The organism is Myxococcus sp. CA056 (assembly GCF_013336715.1).
Classification (GTDB): Bacteria; Myxococcota; Myxococcia; order Myxococcales; family Myxococcaceae; genus Myxococcus; species Myxococcus llanfairpwllgwyngyllgogerychwyrndrobwllllantysiliogogogochensis.
Genome location: NZ_JABUMT010000020.1, coordinates 146,845 through 160,819 on the forward strand (window position 1 = coordinate 146,845; position 13,975 = coordinate 160,819).

Annotated in this window: 10 protein-coding genes; 2 read left to right on the top strand and 8 right to left on the bottom strand. The window is 68.7% G+C overall.

Annotated features, from left to right (window positions below; translation table 11 throughout):
• Positions 1-170: 170 nt before the first annotated feature.
• Together HUA76_RS41465 and HUA76_RS41470 are read right to left on the bottom strand one after the other, a co-directional pair.
• On the bottom strand, positions 171-3,557 hold the full coding sequence (locus HUA76_RS41465) for a DUF4082 domain-containing protein (RefSeq protein WP_174464028.1): 3,387 nt from the start codon (positions 3,555-3,557) through the stop codon (positions 171-173).
• Between the two features lie 185 nt (positions 3,558-3,742).
• Positions 3,743-4,069, bottom strand: a complete 327-nt coding sequence (locus tag HUA76_RS41470; RefSeq protein ID WP_174464029.1) for a hypothetical protein — start codon at positions 4,067-4,069, stop codon at positions 3,743-3,745.
• A 795-nt stretch (positions 4,070-4,864) separates the two neighbouring features.
• On the opposite strand from HUA76_RS41470, the gene HUA76_RS41475 reads away from it, so the two are divergent.
• Positions 4,865-6,379 carry a TcdA/TcdB catalytic glycosyltransferase domain-containing protein gene (locus HUA76_RS41475; RefSeq protein WP_174464030.1) on the top strand — a complete coding sequence of 505 codons (1,515 nt, stop codon included), beginning with the start codon at positions 4,865-4,867 and terminating at the stop codon, positions 6,377-6,379.
• Between the two features lie 67 nt (positions 6,380-6,446).
• Here the strand turns inward: HUA76_RS41475 and HUA76_RS41480 are convergent, their stop codons facing one another.
• The 5 genes from HUA76_RS41480 to HUA76_RS41500 form a co-directional block, all read right to left on the bottom strand.
• A complete protein-coding gene (locus tag HUA76_RS41480; RefSeq protein ID WP_254614820.1) occupies positions 6,447-6,875 on the bottom strand; it encodes a carbonic anhydrase family protein in 429 nt (142 codons plus the stop codon).
• 256 nt (positions 6,876-7,131) lie between these two features.
• Positions 7,132-7,434 (bottom strand): hypothetical protein, encoded by a 303-nt coding sequence (locus HUA76_RS41485; RefSeq protein ID WP_141641391.1) that lies wholly within the window; start codon positions 7,432-7,434, stop codon positions 7,132-7,134.
• 4 nt (positions 7,435-7,438) lie between these two features.
• The gene (locus HUA76_RS41490; protein WP_174464031.1) at positions 7,439-8,965 is read right to left on the bottom strand and encodes a DUF4331 domain-containing protein; all 1,527 of its coding nucleotides are present in this window, start codon (positions 8,963-8,965) and stop codon (positions 7,439-7,441) included.
• Positions 8,966-9,068: 103 nt separating this feature from the next.
• Entirely contained in the window at positions 9,069-10,193 is a 1,125-nt protein-coding gene (locus HUA76_RS41495) for a HupE/UreJ family protein (RefSeq protein ID WP_174464032.1), read from the bottom strand.
• Between the two features lie 61 nt (positions 10,194-10,254).
• The gene (locus HUA76_RS41500) at positions 10,255-11,466 is read right to left on the bottom strand and encodes a tetratricopeptide repeat protein (RefSeq protein ID WP_174464033.1); all 1,212 of its coding nucleotides are present in this window, start codon (positions 11,464-11,466) and stop codon (positions 10,255-10,257) included.
• A gap of 195 nt (positions 11,467-11,661) precedes the next feature.
• Between HUA76_RS41500 and HUA76_RS41505 the strand changes: the two genes are divergently transcribed.
• Positions 11,662-12,672 (top strand): class I SAM-dependent methyltransferase, encoded by a 1,011-nt coding sequence (locus HUA76_RS41505; RefSeq protein WP_174457694.1) that lies wholly within the window; start codon positions 11,662-11,664, stop codon positions 12,670-12,672.
• A 9-nt stretch (positions 12,673-12,681) separates the two neighbouring features.
• On the opposite strand, the gene HUA76_RS41510 is transcribed toward HUA76_RS41505, so the two are convergent.
• A complete protein-coding gene (locus HUA76_RS41510) occupies positions 12,682-13,974 on the bottom strand; it encodes a hypothetical protein (RefSeq protein ID WP_174457693.1) in 1,293 nt (430 codons plus the stop codon).
• Between the last annotated feature and the right edge of the window lies 1 nt (position 13,975).

Sequence of the window (13,975 nt, forward strand, 5' to 3'; positions counted from 1 at the left end):
GCGCCTGACCGGTGGCGCGTCATAGAGGCTGCGGGCCATCCGACACAAGGCACCCCATGTCAAAGGCAGGACCTCCCAGGTTTCATCGGAGGTGAAATGAAACGGGGCCCGACGCGCATGCACTGCGTCGGGCCCCGCACGATGACGCGCCTTGTGGGGGCGCGAGTGACTCAGTTGTAGGTGGCGGTGTAGGTGCCGGCCAGGGCGCCGTCGACGAAGGCGAAGTCCACGCCCTTGATGGTGCGCGTCACCGTCGTCACGGCGGAGCCCGCGCGGGTGACGGACAGCAGCGTGCGGCCCGTCGTGGTGCGGGTGGGGACCATGAGGGACAGGTTGCGCGCGGGGCTCGTCACGTTGAAGGTGAGCACCGTGCCGGTGAAGGCCAGGGAGGACACCTGGGTGGCCTCGCGGGCATCGAGCCACTCCAGCAGCTGCTTCGCGGTGATGACCGGAACGCCGTCACGCTTCGCGGACGCGATGATGGCGGCCGAGCCGGAGGAGCCGGCCGACGGCTGCGAGTCGACGTGCATGTTGGCGTTGAAGGCGCCGTAGTAGCCCTTGGTGCCCAGCGCGTTGGCCAGCAGCGTGTCGATGTGCAGCGGATAGGACTGACCGGACTCGTCCGTCATCTGCGTGGCGAGCTGGTAGACGTCCAGCGGGGTGCCGTCCAGGTCCGCGAAGCGCATGGCCAGGCCGGAGCCGGTGAACATGCCCGGGCGGTCCTGCACCCAGTATTCCGGCCAGTAGTAGTAGTTGGTGTCCATGCGGATGCCGTGCAGGCGCGACACCTTGGGCTGGGTGGACCAGTCGCTGAACGCGATGCAGTGCGTGCGATTGGTGACGGGCGCGGGGACGGCGGGGAAGGCGGACGCGAAGCTCGCCAGCTGCGGGGTGAAGAAGTTCGGGTTCAGGGTGTTGGCCGTGTAGTCCGCGCAGCCGGTGTTGATGTGCAGTGCGTACTCGAAGCCCTGCGCCACGTAGCCGTTGGCCTGGGTGGCGCTCAGTCCGCCCACGTAGTCGTAGATGGTGCCGCGGATGCACTCCCAGTCGTCCACGCTGCACCCGGACGTGCTGTCGGCGAGGTACTGGTTCCAGCGCTGGGTGGAGGCGCCGCCCGGGTGTCCGTCGCCCGTCATCACCACGACGGCCTTCTTGGAGCGAGGGAAGTACCAGAGGCGCGGCAGCGGCGTGGTGCTCGTCTGGTGCAGCACGTTGGCGAGCAGGCGCTGCTGCTCGTCCGCCTGGGGAATCTGGACCTTGCCCAGGTTTACCCAGTCCAGCTGCGGGTCGAAGGACGCGTTGCCGTAGAACATGTCGCTGGCGCGCGCGCCCGGACCAATGGAGGAGCCGTCCCGGTTCTGTCCCTGCCAGGCGGGGTTGCCCTGGCGGGTGTAGATGACGGACTTCGCCAGGTCATACATGAAGGCGGTGGCGGTGCCGGTGCCCACGGTGCGCTGGCTGACGGCGGTGTACGCCGTCGCGTTGGTGGCATCCGCGTACAGCGTGGCGACGGTGCGCGTGCCAGCCACCACGGTCCGCAGGTCGGCGAGGCCGTGGTACTGCATCGTCTCCGCGGTGATGCCCGTGCCCGGCGCCTGGGTGGCGTTGACCAGGATGTAGCCATTGGCCTGCGTGCCTTGAGAGGCATTGAGGCCAAGCAGGGACTGGAGGTTCGCCGCGGGCCGCAGGGCGACGAGGCTGCCACCGGCGGTGACCCAGTTGGTGACGAGCGTCACCTGGGCCGCGCTCAGCGTCTGCTCGCCGAGCACGAGTACCTTGTAGTCATTGAGGGAGACGGAGACGCCGATGTTGCCGGCATCGGTGGTGGCGAAGGCGGCGATGCCCTCGGCCTCCAGGATTTCGCGCAGGTAGTCGGTGAAGGGGTTGCCGGGGGAGGTGGCCACGAGCACCGGGCCCGCGCCGTGGACGCCCGGACGGGGCGGCGGCCCGTTGGACTCGAAGACGACGTCCACCCAGTAGTTGGAGTTCTGGTAGCTGCCGTTGGGGAACGTGGACGTGGAGCCATAGACGAAGACGCCGTTGCCGCCGGCCGTCGTGGCGCCGGGCAGGGCGTGCAGCGGAGGGGCGTCCACGCCGGCGGTGAGGCCGTTGTTGTCGAACGAGTAGCCACCGAGCGGCGCGAAGTACGACGCCACGTAGGTGGTGCCGGCGGTGATGGCGACGGGGGAGGAGAACGTCACCTCCTGCCAGCCCGCGGCCGTCTCGTTGATGAAGGTGGCGGAGGCCAGGGGCGCGCCGGCGGCGCTCCACAGGTTGCCCACGTGGGTGCCGTTGTTGCCGCTGCCCTTGTAGAAGCGCACGCCCTTCACCTGTCCGTCCACGTCCGCGCGGAACTTCACGCCCACTTCGATGGCGGCGGTGTCATTGGCGGTGGCGGTGCCGGGGGTGGCCGTGGCGGCGAAGAGGCGGAAGGTGTTGCCCGGGGGCTGCGTCGGGGGCTGAGCGCCGGTGGCCTGGAAGACGACGTCCACCCAGTAGTTGGAGTTGCCGAAGCTGTTGACGGGGAAGGAGCCCGCGGCGCCGTAGGTGTAGACGCCGTTGCCGCCGCTGGTGCTGCCGGGCAGCGCGAAGAGGGGCGGGGTGTCCTGGCCGCTGGCGAGGCCGCCGTTGTCGAACGCGTACGAGCCGACAGGGGCGTGGTACGAGGCGATGTAGGTGGTGTTGGCGGCGATGGCGACGGGCGTGGAGAACGTCACCTGCTGCCAGCCCGTGGCCGTCTCGGCGGTGAAGGTGGCGAAGGCCAGGCGCTGCCCGTTGGCGCTCCAGAGGCTGCCCACGTGGGTGCCGGTGTTGGCGGCGCCCTTGTAGAAGCGCACGCCCAGCACGTTGCCGCTCACGTTCGTCTTGAACTTCACGCCCAGCTCCACCGGGAGGGCGTCATTGGTGACGGAGGCGACGGCGGGCGTGGCGGTGGAGGGCCACAGGGTGACGGGGGCGGCGGGGCGGAAGACGACGTCCACCCAGTAGTTGGAGCTGCCGAAGCTGCTCGTCGGGAAGGAGCCCGCGGCGCCGTAGGTGAAGACGCCGTTGCCGCCGCTGGTGCCGCTCGCGAGCGCGTGCAGAGGAGGGGAGTCCACGGCCGACGCCAGGCCTCCGCTGGTGAAGCCGTAGGCTCCGCCGGGCGCGTGGTACGAGGCGATGTACGTGGTGCCGGCGCTGATGCGCACGGGCGTGGAGAACGTCACCTGCTGCCAGCCGGAGGCCGTCTCACCGGTGAAGGTGGCGAAGGCGAGGCGCACGCCGGCGGCGCTCCAGAGACTTCCCACGTGGGTGCCGGTGTTGGCGGTGCCCTTGTAGAAGCGGATGCCGAGGATGTCTCCCTCGATGTCTGACTGGAACTTCACGCCGAGCTCCACGGCGGCGAAGTCATTGGTGACGGAGGGGACGGCGGGCGCGGAGGCGGGGGCGAACAGCGTGTACGTCGTCTGCGCGCGCGCGGCGGTGGGGAGTACGAGCAGGACGGTCGCGAGCAGCGCCAGCGCATGGATGCGTGACGTGCTCGTGACCTGGTGGGGTCGCGACTTCGACGGTGTCATTCGGACTTCTCCTTGGGGGGGCACGACGAGACAGAGGGGGCGCGGAAAACCGCGGCATCTTGCTGTCTGTCTCTGACACCGACAATCCCGTGAGTGAAGGTCTCACTCGCTGTTGCCGTCTTGCTCGATTTTTCCTCGTGCACCACGCGCGGAGGTCTCTCCCCGGGGATTCCTCCTCGCTGTCTTCAGCTGTCCATCATCTTCAGCGCGTGCCTCAGGACCCGCGACTCGCGCCGCACACTCCTTGCCGCCAGGAACCAGCGCAGGCTCACGCCGACACCCAGCAGGGCCATAAGCCCCCAGAAATGGGGTGCCCCGGACGTGAATCGATGGACCGCGAGCGTCGCCCCCGCCAGCCCCAGGAGGGTGACGATGATTCGGGGGTGCCACGCCAGTCGGGTCATCACCTGGATGTCACGCTCGGACACGCGCTCCAGCTCGGACTCGACGTGGTACACCGGGCGCCACACCGCGGCCGAGGGCTCCCACACCGGGCTTTGTCTCTGAATCAAGAGGCGAGGACCGCGCCACTGTCCCGAATACCACTGAGGGCCCCTGTGCTCGCCCGGAGACGGTGGCAGCCTGAAGGAGCCAACCCAGGCAGTCAGGCGCTCGTCGATTTTCTCTGGGCTGGCCTTGAGCTGGACTGACTGCGCGACGCGCATGGAGAACGGTCCGTTCATTCGCCCGAGAGTTTACAGCGTCTCCCCTGGGACCGCCCTCCGGAGGGTGCGTTCCCACGAGACGCCGCTTCGTTCCGTGAGGACGCGGCTTCGCGCGTTCCTCGTGCGCTGTCGCCACAGAGGCTCGACTTCCCTCTGAAACAGTGGCCATGGCGTCCGCCTTGCAGTCGTCCGACAGTGGACGGCCACGCGGAGCGCTCTCGTGTCGCCTCCCGCACCGTGTCGAATCGCGAGCGACCCGCCAGGACAAACATGAGTGGCTACCATTGTCGCACCTGTGGTCGGAACACCAGCAGGCACAATCCCGTCCTCAAGTGTTCCGGGTGCAACGAGGAGATGTCGGCGTACTGCTCGAACTGTGAGAGCAGCTATACCTCCAGCAATATCGGGACGAAGTGTGGGTGCGGAGAGCCGCTCGTCGAGGATCCTGATTACAGGACGCGCATCGAGCGCGCGGCGAAACTGATGAGCTCGGGGGATGGGGATGATGGGGGGGATGGGGGGGGACCACCCCCTCCCGCGCCCCTGCATTTCGTCCCGCCGCCCCTCATGCTGCCTGTTCCCTTCGCCCCACTGAAACCGCCGGGACCTTCGGGGCCAGCGGGTCCGTCACCCTCCGCGCCGGTGAGGAGGCCCGGGCTCAGCCTCATTCCCAATATCATCCACGGGACCTGGGCCGGCGGAGGCTCTATCGCGGCGACGAAGACCCTCAAGGGAATCACGAGCTGGCTGGAGAAGACCCAGGCCACGCCAGACCATCAGGTGTGGATCTGGTGGGATGACGCGCACGTCTTCAACATGCACGTGCGCAAGATTCTCAAGAAATACCCCAAGGCGCGCGCGCAATACGATCTCAGTGCCGCGCACGACCCCCTGCACGTGCGTGGGACGGTCCGCCCTGGGCGTGACCTGCACAACCTGCGAGTCCTCTCGAAAGGGATGGCTCCGGACGAGAAGCTCGCCCTGGCCAGGGACCTCATCGACGAAGCGGCCGATGACCTGGAGCCCCTGCGTGCGCTGGAGCGCGCGCACCCCGGGCGATTCAGACTCTGCAACCTCCGCTCACACGAGTTCCTGACGGGCATGCACTTCCTCAACATGGATGCCTATGACCAGGAGCTGACCCTGCGCGGAATGTTCGCGGCCTCGGCGTCCGACATCCTCCGCTACGAGGTGCTCTACAACTACGGCGGGGTCTACATGGATGTCGACATCGACCTGCTCTCCGCGTTCGGAAGACTCGAGGTCGATCCCGCGTGCGCCCTGGTGGGAATCACCCCGGACCGCGAGGGCGCGGCGTCCGCCGCCAGGTGGCCCGGCCGCGAGCGGATCGCCACGACCCCGGCCTACGCCGGCAAGAGCCTCTATCTCAGCAACTGCATCGTGGCGGCGGCTCCCCGCAGTCTGCTCATCGATGCCATGCGACAGACCATTCGTCTGGCCTATCGAATCATTGGGGGGAGGGCCCCACGGGAGGCGTTCGCGCTCGATCCCGACCATCGGCTCGCGGGCTATTGGATGGACCACACCACGGGCTCCACGCTCGACCTGACCGGGCCCAACATGGTGCGAGACCTCCTCTGGCTGTGTGCCAATCACACTCCCTGGGAGCAGTTGCCGGACGAGTGCATCTCCCGTCTCTGCGCCTCCCTGGAGCCATCCAAGGCACCGGGACCGAAAGCGTCGGCCTCGTCGTCGGGCGCTTCCGCCAGCGCATCCTCTCCTTTTGATCGTGTGGCCGAGGTCTGGCGGGACGACGTGCGCGAACACGTCCCGTTCTGGCAATGGGTCGCGGCGAATGCGACCTTCCCCATGGCCCATGTCGAATGCGTGACGGCCGCCGCGCGCGTGAGTGATTGTGATGTGGCGAATCTCCAGGTGGTGTCCGCGAGGGTACTCAAGGCCCCGGAGCGTGAGCCCTTCCACTTCCTGCACTTCCCGGGCATCCCCAGGGGGGGCGCGCTCAAGGGCATGCTGAATGACCTTCACACGAATCACAAGATAGACACCCCGTTGCCCTTGACGCTCAAGGTAGACGAGCTGATCGTCTGGGGCTCTGTCCGCTGGAGGGTCGCCGAGGTGGGCAAGCAGAAGGGCCTTGTCGAGGGCAGGAAGCCCGTCACGCTGATACGCCTCTGACCCTTCGGGCAGCTCCAAGGGACCCATGTGGCTCGTCATGGGTCCCGGCCTCCTCAATCCCCCGCGGCTAGTGGCCGGACTGCGCGCCGACGGTGCGGCCATTCAGCGGCTGCACGGGGCGGTTGTTCGGGTTGATGTGCGGCAGGCGCTCGAACGCGCCAATCTGCGCGTCGGACATCTGGATGGGGTGCTTCATCACGAACCACTGGAGTCCCTCGCTGCAGGGGGGCGTGGTGAGCGAACCCGCGTACTGGAAGAACGCCCGGTTGGAGGGCAGGAGCGCGGTGGCGTTGACGAGCGCACCGGCCGGCGCGCTCTCCTCCCCCTCGTGTCGGGGCAGGTGTCGGAAGGCGGTGAACAGCGCCGCGTTCACGAAGCCCTCCTCGATGAGCACGCCCACGACCACCTTCGGAGTTCCCTGGGCGTCGGTGTGCACCAGGTGGACTTCCAGCGGGTAGCTCACGCCATCCTTGGTGTGCTCGCTGGGGGTGTTCATGACGTGAGGCTCACAGGGCGTCGTGCCGTGGTGGGCACCTGCGGATTCATCTATTGCCCTGGAATTCCCCCGTCTGGATAGTCATCCGGATGTGTTGAAATGAGTCGTAATGAAACAGAATGGTGACGCGGAGTCGATAGGCCCCTTCAGGAAATGTCTCGCATTTCTCAGGGGTCGCAATGAAACGAAAAAGGGTCGCGGACACACAGGGGTGTGTCCGCGACCCAGGCACTCTCAGTTACGGTGGCGTGTGTGATTAGTGCTGGAAGAACGCCGGGGCGAACGCGTCGGTGGGCGCGTTGTCCACGAAGTTCTTGTCGTCGAGCTTCACGGGCGTCGTGGTGTCCGAGGTCTCGTTGAGGACCAGGTCCCTCACGAAGGCGGTGAACTCCACGCCCGCGTCCGTCCCCGCATCCGTGCCCGCGTCCGTCCCCGCATCCGCGCCTGCGTCGGGGTGAGGCGGAAACGGGGAGCGGTCATCGTCGTCGTCGCTGCATCCCGTGTAGGCCAGCGCGGCCCCCAGGAGCAGCACACAGCTCATTGCTCGGAGCGTGCTCATGGGCTCACGTCCCGTCGCCGTTGGCACCCGCCTGCGGCGTGGTGAGGTAGGGGAAGACGGCGTCGAACTGCGAGGCATCCTGGAGCACGGCGTCATGGAACGGGACGTTGCGCGCGGGGGCCTGGGTGTCGTTCGCGAGCAGGTAGCCCATGGACACGCGCAGCGCCACGTCCACCACGTCATCGCCGGGCCGGCGGCCGTTGGGGAAGCCCGCCGGGTCACACCCTGGATTGGCCAGGGTGAGCTGGCCATTGACGAAGCAGGCGGCGGCGCCCAGGTTGTTCTGGTTCGCCTTCACCGTGGCGGGCAGCGCGGTGTTGAGTCGCTGCATCTCCGCGGTGGAGCCGTTCGCGTTGACGCTGGTCACACCCGTGAGGAAGGCGGCCACCAGGTCCGCGCGAGGGAAGACGGTGGGAGCCCTCACGCCCGCGCCGCCGAAGAGCAGCTCCAGGATGGCGGGCAGGGTGGGGTGGGTGACGTAGTCGGCGAACTGGGCGTCGTCCTTCGGCTCGCTGGCGTTGAAGCGGTCCTTGTCCTTGATGCCGATGACCACCTCGTTGACCAGCGGCATGCCCAGGCGGCTCACCTGCGTCCACGCGCCCCCCTCACGGGAGGGCACGGTGTACGACGCGGTGGGGTTGATGGCGCGGGCCTGACGGACGCTGGCCGCCGTCCATCCGCCGATGACGTCCTGGGTGCCCGCCTTGAGGCAGGAGATGGGGACCTCGAGCGCCAGCGTGGTGATGTTCTTCTTCGCCAGCGGGTTGGGGACGGCGTTGCGGGCGTTCGGGTCGGTGATGACCGCGGGAGGCGCGTTCACCAGGTCGAACACGGGGCCCAGGTTCACGGCGAAGGGCTCGCGACGCTGGCCGACGAACAGCTTCGCGGTGCCCGTGCAACCCGGGATGTTGACGTTGTGGATGTGCTGGCGGGCGTAGGTCTCGTACGTGGCGGCGTTGCCCAGCGACTTGGTGCCCACGTAGTCCGCCGGCTTCGGGAAGAGGGCGGTGTGGCCGGCGGTGTTCGTCACGTCCTGTCCGGCCGCCGCGCGGCGAGGGCCTCGGACGACCTTGACGGTGTAGTTCTCCTGGACGTTCTGCGCGCTCCGGTCCGCGCTGGTGATGGCGCCCACGTTGGTGAAGGGCACGGACACGCTCTTCGTGCTGCCGTTGTTGCCCACGTTCAGCGTGATGCCATTGGGGCCGTTCAGGTTGTTGGTGAACCGGAACTGGAAGGTGATGTCCTCGATGGCGTCCCCGGTGTTGTCGACGAGGATTTCGTAGAGGGCATCGGGGTCCAACGAGAAGTAGTTGGGGCCGCCGTACGCGTCCTGGAGGGGCAGGTAGTTGGCGATGAGCGTGACGTAGTCCCCACGGCCCGGCTCATAGCTGCGGAACATGTAGAAATCGGTGGCGTCGACCTTGGGCATCCGGGTGATGAAGGGGGCTTCACGATGACTGGAGGCGTGGGCGGTCGGTACGAGCAGCGCCGCCGCGAGCGCCAGTGCGCTCGCGAGTTGTCGTCTTTGCATGCGTGTCTCCACAACGTTGGGGGCAAATCCCACCGACGGGCCAGGGGCTGCGCCGGACATCCGGTGGTGAATGCAATACGGGGATGCGACGTGATTGGATGGGTCAGAGCGGAAGGACGCTCAGGTCCAGCGCTCGCTCCGCGAGCCACACGCAGGCGATGAGGCCGATGGCCGCCGAGCCCCCGACGAGTATCGCGCGGCGATACATGGACGCGCCGCGCAGCAGGAAGGCGACGGGGAGGAAGACGGCGACGCAGGCGAGCTGCCCCAGCTCCACGCCCACGTTGAAGCCCAGGAGCGTCGTGGCGAGTCCCCCGGCGGGCAGGCCCAGGTCGGCGAGCACCGACGCGAAGCCGAAGCCATGCAGCAGGCCCAGCGCGAAGGCCACGGCCCAGCGGGTGCCTCGAACCCGAGGAAAGACATTGTTGGCCGCCGCGAGGATGACGCTCACCGCGATGGCGGACTCGACGAGTCGGGAGGGCAGTGACACGAGCCCGAGCGCGGCGACGCTCAACGTGAGTGAGTGGGCCACGGTGAACGCCGACACCACCTTCACGACGTCGCGCAGCGCGGGGCCGAACCTGTCCACGGGCTCCCATCCGCCCGTCGGGGAGCGCTTCAGGACGGAGGGCAGCAGCAGCGCCAGCAGGAACAGCAGGTGGTCCAGGCCCGCCCAGATGTGCTCGACACCGGAGTGGACCATGTCGCCGAAGTGGCTCCAGGCGGACAGCCTCGCGAGGGGAATCTCCACCGCGTGGCGTGACGCGGACAGGATGAGCGTGCCCTGTCCCTGCTCACCTGTGACCTGGACGACGCCTCGGTGCTGCGGGTCGCGGTCGAACAGGAGGGTGTAGTCGAGCGTCAGCATCGAGGGTTCGACGGGGCAGGCCGCGCGGAAGTCGAGCACCGCATAGGCCCCGTCGGAGTGACGCGCGACTCGAAGGTCTCCCTCGGTGGTGGTAGGGCAGGGCGTGCCGGCCGTGCCCAGCGACAGCCGTGACAGGACATGACGGACGATGTCCTCCTGGCGGGTGCGCACCTCGCCCCAGGCGAGCGCGCCGTCTCCGTTGGAGTCGAGCCCCAGCACCGTGTCCAGGTCCCTGAGCGCCACGTCCCACCTGCCGTTGAAGCCGTGCGCGGCGCGTTCGAGGTGCAGGTAGCTGTCGCTGGGCTTGTGAGCCAGGGCGATGGCGGGCAGCAGGACGAGCAGGGCGAGGATGCGGTTCATGGCGCGGTCTTCTTGGGCCGTGCGGCCAGGGCGAGGAGGCTCGGCGCTTCGCGGGAGGTGTTCATGGCGCGGCTTTCTTCAGCCGCTCGGCCAGCGCGAGCAGTCCCGGGTCCTCGCAGGAGGAGGCATCGAGGAAGGTGAGGGCGGGGCGCGCCGCCTCGGGTGCTCCGGCGGCCAGCGCGGACTCGAGGAGGACGCGCACGTCCCAAGGCTCTCGTTGCGCCTCCCAGTTGGCCTGGGCGAGCGACAGCGCCTTGCGCGCGTCCTTCTCCACGTGCAGCGCGAAGCGGGCTTCCTCGCGTGCGTGCAGCGTGTCACCGCGCAGCCGGCTGGCCGCATACCGCTCCGCCAGCTCCTGGGCGAGCGCGGGAGCTTCCGCGGAACCCAGGGCCGTCTCCGCCAGCACGCGGCGCAGGAGGTGGCCGTCGTCCGTCGCGTGGTCCTTCATCAGCCGCGACGCATCACCCGGCCGGTTCAGGTCCAGCAGCAGGTCCGCGAGCGCCGCGCGGGTGTAGGCGTCATCCGGGTCGGCCGCGAGCGCCTGTGTGTAGAGAAGCTCCGCCCGTGCCGAATCCCCCGCGCGGGCAGCGGCCTCGCCCAGGGTGGACAGCGCCCAGGCCTGCTCCTCGGGACTGCCCATCCCCCCGCGCCGAGACATCGCCTCAGAGAGCCGCGCATAGGCTCGCCGCGAATGTCCGGCGACGCTGTCCACCTGCGCGCGACACACGGCGGCGGTGAGGGCCCCCGCGAGCGTGTCCAGCGGCGCGCAGCTCTTCTCCGCCTCCGCATGGTGACCCCGGACACCCAGCACCATGGCGCGCGTCAGCCACGCCTGGGCGTCCCGAGGGTCCTCCCGGACGGCGGCTTCCAAATCTCGCAGGGCCGCGTCGAACTCGTGGCGGCTCTGTCGCAGGGTGGCGCGCAGCAGGCGGACCTCATGGGGAGGCTCGGCCTCGTCCCACCAGGGCGCGAGCGCGGCCTGGGCCCACCCAAGGTGTCGTGGGTCGCCCCGGGCTCGCCCCTCCTTCAACTCCAACCGGGCCAGGCGGACGGCGAGCTCCAACTGTCGGGGTTGGCGGTCCAGCTCCTGTCGCAACGCGGCACGCTCGCGGGCGCGGGCGTCGGTCGCTCGGGCGGGAACCTGCTCCAGGACCTCCGTGTCGTTGTCGGGCGTGAAGGGCGTGGACGCGGCGCCCGTTCCACGACTGCAACCACAGGCCAGTGCGAGCACGACGCCGAGGACGCCGCGAAGGGAGCGTGTGACGGGGGGCATTGCCCATCCGTACGGCCCCGTGAGGCGCGTGGATTTCGCGTCGAATATCGGGGCGGTGTCGGGGCGGCCCGGAGGATGAGGGGTGAGCCCCCCATCGCCATGACAGGGGCCCGAGCCTCCGCTCGCGGAGTGATGACCCGACCCCTCGCTCCCGTGTCATAAGGGCGGGGTCTTCTGCCTGCCGGAGTCGTGTCCTTGAAACTCTCATCCCTCCTCGCGAAAGACGGCCTCCAGCGACTGCCCGCCCGGGTGCGGCGGCGGTTGGCGTTGGAGGCGCGGAGGCTGGTGACCGCGGGCGTCGCGCACGTGCCGCCGCTGCGCAGCGGACTGGAGCTGCTGAGCTTCGAGCTGTCGCTGCTCCTGGCGCAGGGAAGCAAGGACATGTACGGGGCCAGCTATTACGGCGCCGGACGCAACCCCTTGGACCGCGAGGGCAACAGCGGCTACGAGCACTACCGCCGCGACTCCAGCCACGCCAACAAGGCGGCCTATCTTTTGTGGAATCACTTCGACGTGCGCACCTCGCTGGACGTGGGCTGCGCGCTGGGTTTCACGGTGCAGGCGCTGCGCGAGCTGGGGTGGGACACCCAGGGCAGTGACTTCAGCGACTTCGCCATCCACCACGCTCCGTGGGACGTGAAGCCGCACCTGTCACTCGGAGACCTGTCCCAGCGCCTGCCTTTCGACGACGGACAGTTCGAGCTCGTGTCCGCCTTCGAGACGCTGGAGCACCTGCCTCCCTCCATGGTGCCGCACGCGATTTCGGAGCTGCACCGCGTGACGCGGGGCTTCCTGGTGGTGACGGCGCCGTCCTTCGGCCCCTGTGGCACGGGACCGGATGGCTGGTTCGACGGGAAGGTGCGGCCGGAGCGGCTGGAGCACTACCGGTCGCTGGGGCCCGACTACCTGGGCCCGGTGCCGGAAGAGGACCTGGCGCGCGACGAGTGGGGCCGACCGCTGGAAGGACACGTCACGATTGCGTCGTTCGCATGGTGGCGTCGCCAGTTCGAGTCCGCCGGCTTCGTTCTCGCCCCGGCGCTGGAGCAGCGGATGTACGCGGACATCCAGGCCTTGGGCCTCCAGGGCCTCTGGAACCTGTATGTCCTGCACCGGCCCGGAGTGGCGTTGCCCGCCACGGACCTGCGCACGCCGGAGGAGCAGGCGCGGCTCGCCCGGCGGTGGGACGTGCCGCTGGGCGCGGGCTGAGGGCCCGCGCTACTCGAACAGGGACAGCTCGGCGAGAGTGGCCATCGTCGCGCCCGGCATGGGGTCGCCCGCGTGGTTGAAGCCCACCGCGCGCAGCCGCACATGGCGCACCGGCCCCGCGTCCTGCGTCACGGGCGCATCGAGGAAGTGGGGACCCTTGATGAAGGACAGCTGTCCGTCGAAGGGGCTGTCCCACCGAGTCATCTCCTCGAAGCCCCTCCACGGGGGACTGAGTCGCGGCGGTGGGATGTAGCGCTCCGGGACGTTGTGCAGCACCGCCAGCTGGGTCCATTGCTCCGCGTCCTCACTCCCCTCCAGCACGAACCCGGAGAAGTTGCCTCCCTCCGCGCCGCGTACCACCACATGCCGCGGCTTCCGTGGCTCGGGGAGCGTGACGACCAGGGACTCCACCGGCTTGCTTCCGAGGGACACGGGGTCGAGCCGGCCATCCGTCCAGGGACAGCCCGCCGAGGGCGAGGGCTGACACGTGGCGCCTCGGCTGGCGGGCACGAGCCCACCTGGAGCCAGGGGCACCTCCTCCGTGCGCCAGTCCATGCGGAACCACAGCTCCGTGTACTTGCCTCCGAGCGGGAAGAACCAGAACTCCCCCACGGAGACCGCCCGGAGCATGACGGTGGGCTGGGGAAAGTCCTCCAGCACGTAGCGACTCGCGGCCCAGGGCGAGGTGGGAATCAGGGCGCGGAACAGGGGCTGCGCGCCATTCAGCATGAAGAGCATGGCTTCGGGCGTGGTGGGCAGAGCGGGGATGACGGTTTGATTCTCATCGGAGGTCATCGCGTACTCGCCCGTGAGGGGTGGCACGGGCACGGCGGGCGCTGACGCGAAGGTCACGGACGCGCCCTCCGCTCCTGTCGTGACGGCGAGCTGGGAGTCCCAGATGCGCAGGGTGGGGAGCTCCACGTCATCGTGGAAGGTGAAGGATGTGGAGACAGCCGCGCCGGTCTCGTCCCGCCATGATGCGCGAAAGCGATAGGGTTGGAGCCAGGGGTTGGGTGTGTTGACGGACTCCACGTCCCCGTAGCGCATCTCCAGGAAGAAGTCCCCGCTCGGCTCGGTGGTGGACTCCGCGTAGGGCGTGAAGTCCGGCGGCTCATACACGTAGGGGCCCTCTCCCATGGGCACCTCGTGGAGGGTGCGCGCGTACGGCACGACTCCGCCGCTGACGGGCGTGCCGTCGCGCCGCTCGAGCCGGCCGTAGACGAAGACGGGCTCGTCCTGCAGTCGCTCACACCCCGAGGACAGCAGCAGGACGAAGAATCCCAGACATGATGGGTGGCGCATC